At 41.4% G+C, this 12,864-nt stretch carries 16 protein-coding genes and 1 pseudogene; 6 read left to right on the plus strand and 11 right to left on the minus strand.

Features of this window, described 5'->3' with window-relative positions; translation table 11 throughout:
- Nucleotides 1–113 precede the first annotated feature (113 nt).
- Nucleotides 114–557: a hypothetical protein gene (locus PR800_RS18690; RefSeq protein ID WP_272531239.1), complete on the plus strand. Its 444-nt coding sequence runs from the start codon at nucleotides 114–116 to the stop codon at nucleotides 555–557.
- Between the two features lie 110 nt (nucleotides 558–667).
- Here PR800_RS18690 and hemB read toward each other — a convergent pair whose 3' ends face one another.
- Both hemB and ribA read right to left on the minus strand, forming a co-directional pair.
- Nucleotides 668–1,645 (minus strand): porphobilinogen synthase, encoded by a 978-nt coding sequence (gene hemB, locus PR800_RS18695; RefSeq protein ID WP_102138615.1) that lies wholly within the window; start codon nucleotides 1,643–1,645, stop codon nucleotides 668–670.
- Between the two features lie 189 nt (nucleotides 1,646–1,834).
- Complete coding sequence (ribA, locus tag PR800_RS18700; RefSeq protein ID WP_102138729.1) at nucleotides 1,835–2,431, minus strand: GTP cyclohydrolase II; 597 nt, start codon at nucleotides 2,429–2,431, stop codon at nucleotides 1,835–1,837.
- Nucleotides 2,432–2,644: 213 nt separating this feature from the next.
- Between ribA and PR800_RS18705 the strand changes: the two genes are divergently transcribed.
- From PR800_RS18705 to yciH, 5 genes are all read left to right on the plus strand, one after another.
- A complete protein-coding gene (locus PR800_RS18705; protein ID WP_166264945.1) occupies nucleotides 2,645–3,367 on the plus strand; it encodes a phosphatase PAP2 family protein in 723 nt (240 codons plus the stop codon).
- 145 nt (nucleotides 3,368–3,512) lie between these two features.
- On the plus strand, nucleotides 3,513–3,830 hold the full coding sequence (locus PR800_RS18710) for a LapA family protein (RefSeq protein ID WP_102138613.1): 318 nt from the start codon (nucleotides 3,513–3,515) through the stop codon (nucleotides 3,828–3,830).
- Between the two features lie 6 nt (nucleotides 3,831–3,836).
- A complete protein-coding gene (gene lapB, locus PR800_RS18715) occupies nucleotides 3,837–5,009 on the plus strand; it encodes a lipopolysaccharide assembly protein LapB (protein ID WP_102138612.1) in 1,173 nt (390 codons plus the stop codon).
- Nucleotides 5,010–5,054: 45 nt separating this feature from the next.
- Nucleotides 5,055–5,780: an orotidine-5'-phosphate decarboxylase gene (pyrF, locus tag PR800_RS18720; RefSeq protein WP_102138611.1), complete on the plus strand. Its 726-nt coding sequence runs from the start codon at nucleotides 5,055–5,057 to the stop codon at nucleotides 5,778–5,780.
- On the plus strand, nucleotides 5,777–6,103 hold the full coding sequence (yciH, locus tag PR800_RS18725; RefSeq protein WP_102138610.1) for a stress response translation initiation inhibitor YciH: 327 nt from the start codon (nucleotides 5,777–5,779) through the stop codon (nucleotides 6,101–6,103). Before pyrF ends, yciH begins: the two co-directional genes overlap by 4 nt.
- A 67-nt stretch (nucleotides 6,104–6,170) precedes the next feature.
- Here the strand turns inward: yciH and nadS are convergent, their stop codons facing one another.
- The 9 genes and pseudogenes from nadS to PR800_RS18770 all read right to left on the minus strand — a co-directional run.
- Nucleotides 6,171–6,455 (minus strand): NadS family protein, encoded by a 285-nt coding sequence (gene nadS, locus PR800_RS18730; protein ID WP_166264948.1) that lies wholly within the window; start codon nucleotides 6,453–6,455, stop codon nucleotides 6,171–6,173.
- Nucleotide 6,456: 1 nt separating this feature from the next.
- Nucleotides 6,457–6,789 carry a type II toxin-antitoxin system RelE/ParE family toxin gene (locus PR800_RS18735; RefSeq protein WP_102138728.1) on the minus strand — a complete coding sequence of 111 codons (333 nt, stop codon included), beginning with the start codon at nucleotides 6,787–6,789 and terminating at the stop codon, nucleotides 6,457–6,459.
- Between the two features lie 151 nt (nucleotides 6,790–6,940).
- Nucleotides 6,941–7,159: an osmotically-inducible lipoprotein OsmB gene (gene osmB / locus PR800_RS18740; protein WP_102138608.1), complete on the minus strand. Its 219-nt coding sequence runs from the start codon at nucleotides 7,157–7,159 to the stop codon at nucleotides 6,941–6,943.
- Between the two features lie 202 nt (nucleotides 7,160–7,361).
- On the minus strand, nucleotides 7,362–9,305 hold the full coding sequence (locus PR800_RS18745) for an exoribonuclease II (RefSeq protein WP_272531240.1): 1,944 nt from the start codon (nucleotides 9,303–9,305) through the stop codon (nucleotides 7,362–7,364).
- Between the two features lie 138 nt (nucleotides 9,306–9,443).
- Nucleotides 9,444–10,085 carry an endonuclease III gene (gene nth / locus PR800_RS18750; protein ID WP_102138606.1) on the minus strand — a complete coding sequence of 214 codons (642 nt, stop codon included), beginning with the start codon at nucleotides 10,083–10,085 and terminating at the stop codon, nucleotides 9,444–9,446.
- A gap of 19 nt (nucleotides 10,086–10,104) precedes the next feature.
- On the minus strand, nucleotides 10,105–10,821 hold the full coding sequence (locus tag PR800_RS18755) for an electron transport complex subunit E (protein WP_102138605.1): 717 nt from the start codon (nucleotides 10,819–10,821) through the stop codon (nucleotides 10,105–10,107).
- Complete coding sequence (rsxG, locus tag PR800_RS18760) at nucleotides 10,821–11,450, minus strand: electron transport complex subunit RsxG (RefSeq protein ID WP_272531242.1); 630 nt, start codon at nucleotides 11,448–11,450, stop codon at nucleotides 10,821–10,823. Before rsxG ends, PR800_RS18755 begins: the two co-directional genes overlap by 1 nt.
- Before the next feature lie 10 nt (nucleotides 11,451–11,460).
- Nucleotides 11,461–12,546 (minus strand): electron transport complex subunit RsxD, encoded by a 1,086-nt coding sequence (gene rsxD, locus PR800_RS18765; protein ID WP_272531241.1) that lies wholly within the window; start codon nucleotides 12,544–12,546, stop codon nucleotides 11,461–11,463.
- Nucleotides 12,547–12,557: 11 nt separating this feature from the next.
- Nucleotides 12,558–12,864 (minus strand): annotated as a pseudogene (locus PR800_RS18770) (electron transport complex subunit RsxC); the annotation flags it as partial.

The following is a 12,864-nucleotide window of genomic DNA, read 5'->3' on the forward strand; positions in this document are numbered from 1 at the left end:
AGGGTGAAGTTCGCCATAAATAAGTTTCTTTGTGCAAAATAATTGAATGTAATAGCTTTAGTACAGGTCACCATGTGACTGAGCTTATCGAAAACACTATAAAGGAAATGAGTATGGCAGATATCAATGAAACCGATTTCTATAAAGGGGCATTGTGGGCAGCAGATATCTTATTAACCACATCCCATTTTGATGGTGCGAACGAAGAGGTTCGTGACATTTTGGAGCACATACCTAACTTATATTCTATTGTGATGAGAACACCTGAAACGGAAGTTCATGATTTGCGTCTATATGCAGATAAAGAATTTCCATTGGGCTTAAATGCAGATTACACCGCCATTACTATTGCACCATTACAAGACTACTTTGATATTTTGCCAATGCCAGATCAAGACCCTGAAAGTATTACAGTTGAAGTTGATTACTGGGGAGTGGTTGCAACGACATCTGCGGGTAAACAAGATTTATTAATTGCCGGTTTGGCAACGGCAGAACAGGCGAAGCATTATGCCCAAACTTTAACTCAACAACTTGAATTGCAAAGAGTAAAATAGCCATTTGGTTATAAGTAAGGCAGTTTAAGTATTATTATTCACCAAAAATGGCAAAAAACCGCACTACTGTGATTATATACAGTAGTGCGGTTTTCTTTAACGGAAAGAGGTTATAACGCGTTGGCTTCGGCTAATTGTAAAGCAAAATAAGTGAAAATGAGGTCAGCCCCTGCGCGTTTGATTGACCCGAGTGTTTCAAGAGCCACACGCGTTTCATCAATTGCACCCGCTTGAGCAGCAAATTTAATTTGCGCATATTCGCCACTGACTTGATAAGCACCGATAGGTAATTGAGTATGTTCGCGTAAATCACGAATAATATCCAAATAGGCTCCCGCAGGTTTTATCATCAATGCGTCAGCACCTTCACGTTCATCAATTAATGACTCATGGAGTGCTTCACGGCGGTTCATTGGGTTCATCTGATACGTTTTTCTATCCCCTTTAAGACATGAACCCGCTGCATCTCGGAATGGGCCATACAGCGCTGAAGCAAATTTTGTGGAGTAAGACATAATTGCGGTGTCTGTAAAACCAGCTTCATCAAGTGCATGGCGAATTGCTGCTACCTGACCATCCATTGCGGCAGAAGGGGCAATAAAATCAGCACCTGCGCGTGCAGCGGCAACCGCTTGTAAACCTAGGTTATGGATGGTTGCATCGTTATCAACGAGATGGCCGTGCATGACTCCACAGTGGCCATGGGAGGTGTATTCACAAAAACAGGTGTCAGACATCACTATCATTTCAGGAACGGTTTCTTTACAGATACGTGACATACGTGCCACTAAACCATTTTCTTGCCATGCATCACTACCATTATCATCAAGATGATGGGAGACCCCAAAGGTCATCACTGATTTTATTCCTGCATTTGCGATACGCTCAATTTCATAAGCAAGACGTTTTTCTGGAATACGCATAACACCCGGCATGCTATTGATTGGCATATAGTCGTCGAGCTCTTCTTCAACAAAAATTGGCAAGCAAAGGTCATTAACGGAAAGATGTGTTTCTTGGAATAAAGTGCGGAGTTTTTCAGTTTTACGCAATCTTCTCATGCGTTGAATGGAATGCAGGTTGTTCACAGTATCTCCTGGTAGTATGCGGAATAAGCCTCAAGAATTCAGTTTATTCGTCAGGGTAATCAGATGGCTAACAGTATAAACCTTATGGAAAGAAAGTGAATATAGTAGCCAATAAATGGCACACTTTGAGAGGCTATAATGAAATAGGAGAAACAAAGGGAAGAGCAGAACACTCTTCCTTTGGTGAGATCACTGGTGCTTAAATAGCATGTGCCCCATTTTTTCTGCTTTAACGTCAAGATAATGTTCATTACTTGGGTTGCGGCCGACAATCAGTGGAACACGCTCTACAACGTTAATTCCTGCTTCACGCATGATGTCGATTTTTTTCGGGTTATTCGTCAATAAGCGAACTTCATTAATCCCCAATAACTTATACATATCAGAGCATAAGGTAAAATCACGCTCATCGGCTTTAAATCCGAGTTTGATGTTGGCTTCAACCGTATCGAGGCCTTGATCTTGTAATGCATAAGCGCGAATTTTATTCAGCAAGCCAATGTTTCGGCCTTCTTGACGATGATAAAGTAATACTCCTCGGCCTTCTTTACTAATCTGAGAGAGCGCGGCTTCTAATTGAAAACCACAATCGCAGCGTAGACTAAATAACGCATCTCCGGTTAAACATTCGGAGTGGATCCGGCTGAGAACCGGTGTATTTCCAGAGATATCGCCAAAAATTAACGCTACATGATCACGACCGGTTGCGATTTCTTCAAAACCCACCATTAAAAATTCACCGAAAGGTGTTGGGAGCTTTGCTTCAGCAACGCGTTTTAGCTGCATATTTTCTTTCATTAGTTAAAGTAACTCTTGCTTAATTAATAACGTTTATCGATATAAAGTAGCTTAACTATATTACATCGATGCTATATGACGTTTAGCATATAGAGGTTGGTATTCTTTGCACACGACCAACACTGTATTACTATAACAGAGTTAATAATGTGTGAATGTAATATTTGTATATTTAATAGAACTTTACTTGGAATACATTGAATGAAAAAAACTGTTTTGGTCGTTTGTGCTTTTGCATTGTTATTAATGACACCGCCTATGTTGATGATAATCACCGGCTGGCATTGGTCACCAGAAACCCAGTTTAACTCAATGAAATGGCTTCTTTGGCTGACAGACACTGCGGGAGCGCCTTACAGTGTTTTAACGGCTCTGTTATTTCTAGGGGCGGTTGCATTTGTTTTTCGTTCAAAAAAGAAACAGCGACTAAAAATTCTGTTTGTTCTTATCTGCGTTGTATTACTGCAACAAGGTTTGAAGAGCGCATTGAAAAGCACATTTAAAGAACCGCGCCCTTATGTAGAATGGTTGGCAACCGAATATCAAATTCCTTCATCAGATTTTTATGAGTTAAAACGTAGTATACGAGCGAAATTAATTAAAGACACAGTTAAACAAGATGAAAATGTACCTAAATGGCAGCGTAAGCATTGGCAAGCAGAAACAGGGTATTCTTTTCCTTCTGGTCATATGCTATTTGCAGCTGGCTGGGCATTGTTTTTAATCGCGCTCTTTTGGCAACAACGTTTATATGCGTTATCGATAGGGCTTGCTATTTGGGCTGAGGGTATTGCATTTAGCCGTATGCTGTTGGGCATGCATTGGCCTATTGATATAATTACTTCCGTGATCATCAGTGCCTGTTTTACCATATTTGGTTATTATATTTTGCGGACATGGGGGGTATTTAACAAAGCCGATTAATCTTTCATCAAGTTAACCATTATTAGAGGGGATATAGCTTAAATCTCTCATTGTATAAAATAAATTGCTTTGTCTGAATGCGCTGGAAATGCTACCTTAACAGGTAGATATTATTGGATGAATAGAACTGATAACGGGAATAAATGTGAAATATTTTCTGATTTTATTACTAGCGGTCGCTTTTTTTATTATTTCGATTACGCTAGGTTCAAGCAATGATCAGGTTATTACATTTAACTACCTGATTGCAAAAGGGGATTTTTCATTATCAACCCTTCTTGCATCACTTTTTGGTGTCGGTTTTGTGCTAGGTTGGCTAGTCTGTGCTGCGTTTTATTTACGGGTCATTGTTAGCCTGAAAAATGCACGTCGTAAAATTAGACGTTTAGAATCACAATTAGGTGCTGGAGAAAATAATATTTCCGAATCAACCTCATTAGTGACGACTCAGAACAAGGAATAATCCTGTATGTTCGAGTTGCTGTTTCTGCTGCTACCGGTTGCTGCTGCTTACGGTTGGTATATGGGGCGCAGAAGTGCTCAACAAGATAAGCAACAACATGCGAATCGCTTGTCACGTGATTATGTGACAGGCGTTAACTTTCTATTATCTAATCAACAAGATAAAGCTGTCGATTTGTTCCTCGACATGCTAAAAAATGAAGACAGCTCCGCTTTTGAGGCTCATCTCACTTTGGGAAATCTATTTCGCTCTCGAGGTGAAGTTGAACGTGCCATCCGTATTCACCAGTCGCTGGTGGAAAGTGCCGCTTTATCATTTGAACAACGTTTATTAGCAACTCAACAACTTGGTCGAGATTATATGGCTGCAGGCGTTTATGACCGTGCAGAAAATATGTTCCAGCAATTAACGGATGAAGTTGATTTCAAACAAAGTGCTTTACAATCCCTATTAAATATTTACCAACTAACTAGTGACTGGACTAAAGCCATTGAAACAGCAGGTAAACTGGTTAAATCAGGGCATCCAGAACTACGAGAGCAAATTGCCCATTTTTATTGCGAATTAGCGACCCAACAACTCGCGAGTGATGATCTTGAAGATGCTCTGACATTGTTAAATAAAGCAGAACAAGCCGATAACCACTGTGCTCGGGTTTCAATTATGAAGGGGCGGTTATTTATCGAACAAGGTAATTACGATAAAGCGATTCATGTTCTAAAACAAGTCTATGAACAAGATAGAGAGCTAGTCGCTGAAACATTACCTTTACTGTTTGATTGCTACCAACATACCGGCCAAGCAGATGAATGGGAAGATTACCTACGTCAGTGTGTTGCAGGTAATTCAGGGGCTATCGCAGAACTTTATTTAGCTGATATTATTGTTGAAAAACAAAACCATGAAGCTGCTGCAAATTATATTAATGACCAAATTCAACGCCATCCTACCATGCGTTTATTCTATCGTTTAATGGACTACCATCTTGAAGAAGCCGAAGATGGAAGGGCAAAAGAAAGTTTGATTTTGCTTCGTAAAATGGTAGGAGAACAAATTCGTACAAAACCCGATTATCGTTGCCATAAATGTGGGTTTACATCGCGTGCATTATATTGGCATTGCCCATCTTGTCGCTCTTGGGACACAATTAAGCCTATTCGCGGGCTGGATGGGCAGTGACAGCGTCACCTTCTTAAATAATAACGACTCTTTAAAGGCTAAGAAATGATTTCCTCAACTGAGAACCACACACATTCGCCAATTATTGTGGCACTTGATTATGAAGATGCTAATGAGGCTTTGGCTTTTGTGGATCGCATTGACCCACGTGATTGTCGCTTAAAAGTAGGCAAAGAAATGTTTACTTTTAATGGTCCTCAATTTGTTAAGTCACTCCATGAGCGTGGTTTCGATATTTTCTTAGATTTGAAATTCCATGATATTCCTAATACTGTCGCCCGTGCGGTTGCAGCTGCGGCTGAAATGGGGGTTTGGATGGTTAATGTTCACGCTGGTGGAGGTGCTCGTATGATGGAAGCTGCACGTCAATCACTTGAACATTATGGCAAAGATGCACCATTACTTACCGCAGTAACCGTATTAACGAGTATGGATGAGTCTGATCTTATCGGTATTGGGATTAATGCTTCACCGGCAGATCATGCCGAGCGTTTAGCCTTATTAACTAAGCAATGTGGGTTAGACGGTGTTGTTTGCTCAGCCCATGAAGCACAACGCTTAAAGCAGCTATGTGGTGCTGATTTCAAATTAGTTACCCCAGGCATTCGCCCTACGGGGAGTGATGTTGGTGACCAACGACGTATCATGACACCACAAGATGCAGTAAAAGCGGGTGTCGATTATATGGTGATTGGTCGTCCAATTACACGCAGTGAAAACCCAACAGTCACATTACAACAAATCAATCAATCTATTGAAGGTTTGCTATGAGTGATTCAAATAGTCGTCTTGTTTACAGTACTGAGACAGGGCGTATTGCTGAAGATAAGCCCAAAGTTGAAAGACCTAAAGGCGATGGTATTGTGCGAATTCGCCGTGAGACTTCAGGCCGTAAAGGAAAAGGGGTTTGTGTTGTAACTGGTCTTGACCTTGAAGACAGCGAATTGTCTAAATTAGCGGCTGATCTTAAAAAGAAATGTGGTTGTGGCGGTGCAGTCAAAGACGGTAATGTTGAAATTCAAGGTGATAAACGTGATGTTATCAAACAGTACCTTGAGGCGAAAGGTTTTCAAGTTAAGCTAGCTGGTGGCTGATTGACTTGAGAGTTTTTTATCATGAGTGGCTATTAGAGAGCCACTCATTTGATAAAGATTGAAATGATTAAATTTCTGCTAATTCAGCAAACAAAGCCGGATTACGCTTAATGGCGATGAGTATTTTAGCCGCTAATCCTGTTGGGTTTCGTCGTTTAAGCTCCCAACTTTTAATGGTATCGATGCTAGTGCCTAGTGCATGGGCTAATTCGCTTTGTGAGACATTCAGTTGTTCTCGAATAGCTTTGACATCAGTAATTTCGTAACGAGTAACATTAGCGGCTTTTTGATGACCATGTTTTATTTCAACAGCTTCTTCTAAAGAGGCTTTTAATTCGTTGAATATACTCATTTTACACCTCATTTTTTAGTAATTTCGTTAGTTTCTTTAATTCTGCTTTTTCTAAGTCACTTAGCGTGTCTTTGACATTTTTTGGGTAAGCCATTATAAAATAAATAATTTCTGCTGTAGCTAGGAAGTAAATAACGCGTACACTTGCACTTTTCCCTTTATTACCTGTTGCCATCCTAATTTTACGTAGCCCACCTGTTCCTTGGATGATATCGCCTTTATCTGGCCATGCGATAAGTTCATTTTGTAATATCCTAAGTTCTTCTTGTGTGGCGATAGATTGGATTTGTTTGGTAAAAAAGCTGGTTTCAATAAATTCAATTGCGTGACTCACAGGGTTCCCTCCCTTTGTATTAAACATAAGTGTACTTTGTACACTTTTTGGCGTCAATAGTTTAATCGATTATCGGATATGAAAAATAGAATAGCGTTCATGAGGAACGCTATTCTAGATTAAGGGGAGCGGCTATAGGAGATGATGAGATTTATTTGCCTACTTGGTGGCCAATTATTCCACCAATAGCAGCACCGCCAACGGTACCTATAGAGCTCCCGCCAGTCAGTACCGCGCCACCAACAGCACCTACACCGGCACCAATCGCTGTGTTTTTATCGCGTTTAGACATATTTGAACAGGCACTGACACTGATAGCGACAGTGGCTACCACCACAAATGATAAAATACGTTTGTTTACTGTGTTCATTTTATTGACCCTTAGTGCAGATTTAACAGTTAATAAAATATCACGATAGGTAAATTTACGAATAAGAATAATCAGGAAAAAATATGGGAAAACACCTGCAGTTTAACGCTTAACCGAATTTGAGGTTGAAAAATAACAGACAGAGGAATAAAAGACCATAGGTATCAAAAACTATGGTCTTTTAAGAGTAGCACAAAAGTTATTATTCGGCAGGTCTAGCGACGATATTACGTGTTTCCATGCGAACTTCATTAATGGTGACATTGATAATATCATTAAGCTGATAAGCGATTTCACCTTTCACAAGAACATTACCTGTTTCTTGGCTACATTGGATTTCATCACGAACGCTATGAATGAAGGGGGCGGGAACAAATGCGACAGCTCCATTGTCGACTAAACGGACTCGTACTCCACCACGGGTGATATCAATAATTTCAGCTGGGAATTTTGTATCCGTACCTTCAAAAGGTTTTAAGTAACGAGAGTAGAGCCAATCACCAACATCGCGTTCAGCCATACGGTTTGCACGGCGGCGTTCTGCTAATTTGATTGATAACTCTTCGGAGGGTTTATCCGCGGAAGGTTTACCCGCAATAATCGACTTGATTAAACGGTGATTGACGATATCTGTGTATTTACGGATTGGTGAAGTCCATGTCGCATAAGCATCAAACCCTAAACCAAAATGCGGGCCAGGATCAGCTTTGACTTCTGCAAACGTTTGGTAGCGACGAATACGGCTATCAAGGAATTGAGTTGGCTGAGCATCTAATTGGCGACGTAGTTGACGGAAGCCTTCTAGTGTTAATAGCGATTCTGCCGTTGTTTCAATGCCATTGTCTTTTAGTGTTTGAACAACTTGGTCAATTTGCAGAGGTTCAAACCCCATATGTACATTAAATACGCCAAACCCTAGCTTTTCTTTTAGTACCGCTGCAGCACAGAGGTTAGAAGTAATCATCGCTTCTTCAACAATGCGATTAGAACTGCGGCGACGTTCGGTCACGATATCAACCACATTTCCGCTATCATCTAATACAAAGCGGTAATCAGGGCGATCTTTGAACACGAGTGCATTGTTTTCACGCCATTGCAAACGCCTGTCAGCCATTTCTTTAAGCAGTATAATTTGTTGCTTATCAATATCATTTTCTGGCTGCCAACTACCTGTATTTTCAAGCCAATCAGAGACTTCGTCATAAACTAATTTAGTTTTTGATTCAACCCAAGCACTGAAAAATTCAATGTTATCATCAATGCGTCCATCTTCTTTGATGAGTGCAATGCAGACTAAAGCAGGGCGACGTTCATTTGGGCGCAAAGAGCATAGGTCATCTGACAATTTGCGCGGTAACATTGGAATATTAAAACCAGGCAAATAGTTGGTATATCCACGTGCTAAAGCCAGTTTATCTAGCTCGCTTCCTTCTGGGATATAGCTTGTTGGGTCAGCAATAGCGATATACAGTTTTAAGTCACCGTTATCGATTCTTTCGACATAGAGTGCGTCATCCATATCTTCAGTGCTAGCGCTGTCAATCGTCGTAAAGTGTAAGTGAGTTAAATCAACGCGTTCAATGCCTTGGTCATCTCGTTCGCTATCAACCATTTGAGGCTCATCACGGTCTAATTGGTGACGGCGTAACGTTACCCACCATGGGGCAAAATGGTCGTCACCATCGGTGATAAACTCAGTAATTTCAGCGTAGAAAGTTTTATCACCTTTTAATGGGTGGCGACGCATTTGTGCAACCACCCAATCATCTTGCTTAAATTCATGAGTAATGCCATTGACTGGGCGGCAAGAAATCATGTCCTTAAGTAAGGGATGGTCAGGGATCACAAATAAGCGGTTATCATTTTCTTTTTTTTGTATTTTCCCAACAAACCTGTCTAAGAAAGGTTCTACCAGTTCTTCTGGCTCTGCGAATTCACGGTCTTTATCTGTATGAACAGCAGCGACAACACGGTCACCGTGCATGACTTTTTTCATTTGAGGCGGTGGAATAAAATAACTTTTTTGGCCATCAACTTCGAGAAAGCCAAAGCCTTTTTCAGTGCTTTTCACCAGCCCTTCGACGCGTGGAGTCTGGGCATGTAATGTTTGTTTTAGTTGCGCGAGCAGTGGGTTGTCTTGGAACATACTTACCGTTTTATTGATGTTGGGTTTGGCTCTATTGTTACGTAAGACAAAGTCTTAGAGCAAGGAAAAAATGCGTTACAGACTAGATTCTTTATTAAAAATATCGATTATCTGTAACCTATAAAAATAGTACCGTGGTTAATCTTCTGGATAAATTTTTTCTTTAAATTCGCATAAATCTTCGATAATACAAGAGCCACAGCGAGGTTTGCGGGCAATACAAGTATAACGTCCATGCAAAATAAACCAATGGTGACAATCGACTTTAAACTCTGCTGGTACAACTTTAAGGAGTTTTTCTTCAACTTCAACGACATTCTTACCAGGGGCAAAGTTAGTGCGGTTACAGACACGGAAAATATGCGTGTCAACCGCGATAGTCGGCCAGCCAAATGCGGTATTAAGAACCACATTTGCCGTCTTGCGACCGACACCCGGTAAAGCCTCTAAGGCCTCTCGGTTTTCAGGAACTTGGCTGTTGTGTTTTTCAATCAAAATTTGGCAGGTTTTATAGACACTTTCAGCCTTGGTATTAAATAAGCCAATGGTTTTAATGTACTCTTTTATCCCATCTACACCGAGCGCCATAATAGTTTCAGGCGTATTAGCAACTGGGTAGAGCTTTGCTGTCGCTTTATTGACGCTCACATCAGTGGCTTGAGCTGATAATAAAACGGCGATTAACAGCTCAAAGGGGGAGTTAAACTCTAACTCAGTTGTAGGGTGTGGGTTGTTATCCCGTAGACGAGTTAGAATTTCAATGCGTTTTGATTTATTCATTGCTCACAAAATATCACTGTTAAGAAATATGGCTGCCGCAACCTTGCTGTTTTTCATATTCACGTTCGGGTTGGATACCGGATTGTCGTGCGGCTCTTTTTTTCATTTTTTCATCAATTAAATACTTCGCTGCTAAGAGTAGCGCGAGGCCAATAAAGGCACCAGGTGGTAGCATAGCGAGTAAAAATGGCGAATCAAGGTGTAACACTTCAATACGAAGAGAGGTGGCCCAAGACCCTAGAAGTAAGTCAGCACCATCAAATAAGGTCCCATTTCCTAAAATCTCACGAATTGAACCTAAAACAAGCAAGGTCGCCGTTGCACCTAAGCCCATGGCAAACCCATCAAGGGCTGATAGCCCAACAGGATTACGAGAAGCGTAGGCTTCTGCGCGTCCAATAACAATACAGTTGGTGACGATTAGCGGAATAAAGATCCCAAGAGATTCATATAAACCAAAAGCATATGCATTGATTAACATTTGTACTGCGCTGACAACAGACGCAATAATCATCACATAAATAGGGATTCGAATTTCCGAAGGAACCCACCTGCGTAAAGCAGAAACGGTAACATTAGTACAAACTAAGACTAATGTTGTCGCTAAGCCTAGCCCTAATGCGTTTGTTGCTGTCGATGAAACAGCAAGAAGAGGGCAAAGCCCTAATAATTGGACTAATGCAGAGTTGTTTTTCCACAAACCTTGCATTAATAAGTCTTTAGATGAATCGCTCATTATTCGTCCCCACAGCGTGGATAATTCGATAATTGTTGTGGAATTTGTTGCATAAATACAGCGGTACGCTTAGTCGCGTTGACGACTGCTCTGGGTGTAATTGTTGCGCCAGTAAACTGATCAAATTCACCTCCATCTTTTTTAACGGCCCATTTAGGGTCATTGTCAGAGGTTATTTTTTTACCACTAAAATAGGTGATCCAATCAGAGATTCGAGTCTCAATCTTGTCACCAAGCCCAGGGGTTTCATGATGCTCTGTTACGCGAGTACCTAGTACGGTACCGTGAAAATCGGTTCCAACTAATAGATGTATAGCCCCAGAGTAGCCGTCTAGTGCTGTTGTTTCTAATGCGGCAGCAACAGGTTCGCCATTTTTACGGGCGAGATACAAACGTCTAGGTTGTTTATTACCCAGTATGGCCTCATTAGTGACCAAATAACACTCTTTTGCGAGGTCGTTATCGTATAAATCACTTGGTATTACTTGGTCGAGTAGTTTTTTCTGAACAATAGCTGCTTGCTCAGCAATAGTCCCTTTCGTTAACGTGTATACAGCAGCACTAAGCGCAGTGGTTACTGCTGCAAAGATGGCTAACGTTACCCCATGGCGTCTCATCGTGTTCAACATACGGTTATCCTTACTCATGTCCATGACCGTACGCACGAGGCTGCGTATAGTAATCAATTAATGGGACGGTAATATTGGCGAGTAACACGGCAAAGGCGACAGCGTCAGGGTAACCACCGTATACACGGATCACCCAAACAAGGAAACCGATAATCACACCAAAAATAATCCGCCCCTTAGGCGTCGTCGATGCAGTGACAGGATCAGTAGCAATAAAAAACGCCCCTAGCATAGTGGCGCCAGACAACAGATGAACCCATGGTGATGCATGTTGGCTATCATCAACTAAGTAGCTAACAATAGTTAAGACCGCTAATGTACCTAAGAATGATACAGGAATATGCCAACTAATAATTCGGCGCTGTAATAATAATAAACCGCCGATTAAATAGCCAATATTCACCCATTGCCAACCAATACCCGCTAAGGAACCTTGTAAAATAGGTTGCTGTAAAACCTCAGAAATAGAGTGAGTCAGTAGCCCTGTTTTAAAACTGTCAAGCGGGGTCGCTTGGCTCATGCCATCAATTCCCGTTCGTAGCTGTTCGAGGGTGATCCCTGTTGGCGTATGGCCACTGAGTATGATTGATAGGCTATCAAGTGCTGAAATCGACATACTCTGTAATTCATGCGGGGGTAGCCAGTTTGTCATATGAACTGGGAATGATATTAGCAAAACAACATAACCCACCATCGCGGGGTTAAAAGGGTTTTGCCCTAATCCACCATAACATTGCTTAGCAATGGTAATAGCAAAAAATGTCCCTAATACGATCATCCACCAAGGTGAGAGCGGAGGTAGGCTGATAGCTAATAATAGTGCGGTCACAATGGCTGAATTATCTTTTAGCACAGGAACTACAGGTTGCCGGCGTAAACGAATAGAAACCGCTTCTGTGATAACGGCTGTTAGCATCGCTAAAATAATTTGGTATAAGGTGCCAACGCCAAAGAAATAAACTTGAGCAGCAATACCGGGTATTGCTGCTAAAAGTACCCAAAGCATGACTAAACTGGTGCTTTGTTTGTTATGAGTAAATGGCGCGCTAGCAATTTTTAAACGGCGATTTTTCGCATCAATTGGCCTAAATTTCATCTCGTTATCACTTACTCTGTAGTCGTTTGTTCATGTTGTTTTTGTGCTTGTTTGGCTTTTACCCGCGCTATTGCTGCGGCAACGGCAATTTTCCGAGGATCGGTTTCCTCTTCAATGGGTTGTTCAGCTGCTGGGGTGAGCTCTTCTTGTGCAAGTTGTTCCGCTTGCGCCGCTTTTTTGGCTTTCGCACGCGCAATGGCAGCTGCAACAGCGGCTTTGCGTGGGTCAACTTCAGCGTCAGTTACTATATCAGCAACTGGCTCAGTTGCAGGTTGCACTTGAGCTGCTTTTTTGGCTTTCGCACGCGCAATGGCGGCC

Source organism: Providencia sp. PROV205, from assembly GCF_028479505.1.
Taxonomy (GTDB): Bacteria; Pseudomonadota; Gammaproteobacteria; order Enterobacterales; family Enterobacteriaceae; genus Providencia; species Providencia huaxiensis.

Excerpts from the sequence above, each read along its gene's own strand:
- ribA (WP_102138729.1), bottom strand. The coding sequence starts at position 2,431 with ATGCAGCTAAAACGCGTTGCTGAAGCAAAGCTCCCAACACCTTTCGGT.
- PR800_RS18705 (WP_166264945.1), top strand. The coding sequence starts at position 2,645 with ATGAAAAAAACTGTTTTGGTCGTTTGTGCTTTTGCATTGTTATTAATG.
- pyrF (WP_102138611.1), top strand. The coding sequence starts at position 5,055 with ATGATTTCCTCAACTGAGAACCACACACATTCGCCAATTATTGTGGCA.
- osmB (WP_102138608.1), bottom strand. The coding sequence starts at position 7,159 with ATGAACACAGTAAACAAACGTATTTTATCATTTGTGGTGGTAGCCACT.
- PR800_RS18755 (WP_102138605.1), bottom strand. The coding sequence starts at position 10,821 with ATGAGCGATTCATCTAAAGACTTATTAATGCAAGGTTTGTGGAAAAAC.
- yciH (WP_102138610.1), top strand. The coding sequence starts at position 5,777 with ATGAGTGATTCAAATAGTCGTCTTGTTTACAGTACTGAGACAGGGCGT.
- nth (WP_102138606.1), bottom strand. The coding sequence starts at position 10,085 with ATGAATAAATCAAAACGCATTGAAATTCTAACTCGTCTACGGGATAAC.
- lapB (WP_102138612.1), top strand. The coding sequence starts at position 3,837 with ATGTTCGAGTTGCTGTTTCTGCTGCTACCGGTTGCTGCTGCTTACGGT.
- nadS (WP_166264948.1), bottom strand. The coding sequence starts at position 6,455 with ATGAGTATATTCAACGAATTAAAAGCCTCTTTAGAAGAAGCTGTTGAA.
- PR800_RS18690 (WP_272531239.1), top strand. The coding sequence starts at position 114 with ATGGCAGATATCAATGAAACCGATTTCTATAAAGGGGCATTGTGGGCA.
- rsxD (WP_272531241.1), bottom strand. The coding sequence starts at position 12,546 with ATGAAATTTAGGCCAATTGATGCGAAAAATCGCCGTTTAAAAATTGCT.
- PR800_RS18745 (WP_272531240.1), bottom strand. The coding sequence starts at position 9,305 with ATGTTCCAAGACAACCCACTGCTCGCGCAACTAAAACAAACATTACAT.
- rsxG (WP_272531242.1), bottom strand. The coding sequence starts at position 11,450 with ATGTTGAACACGATGAGACGCCATGGGGTAACGTTAGCCATCTTTGCA.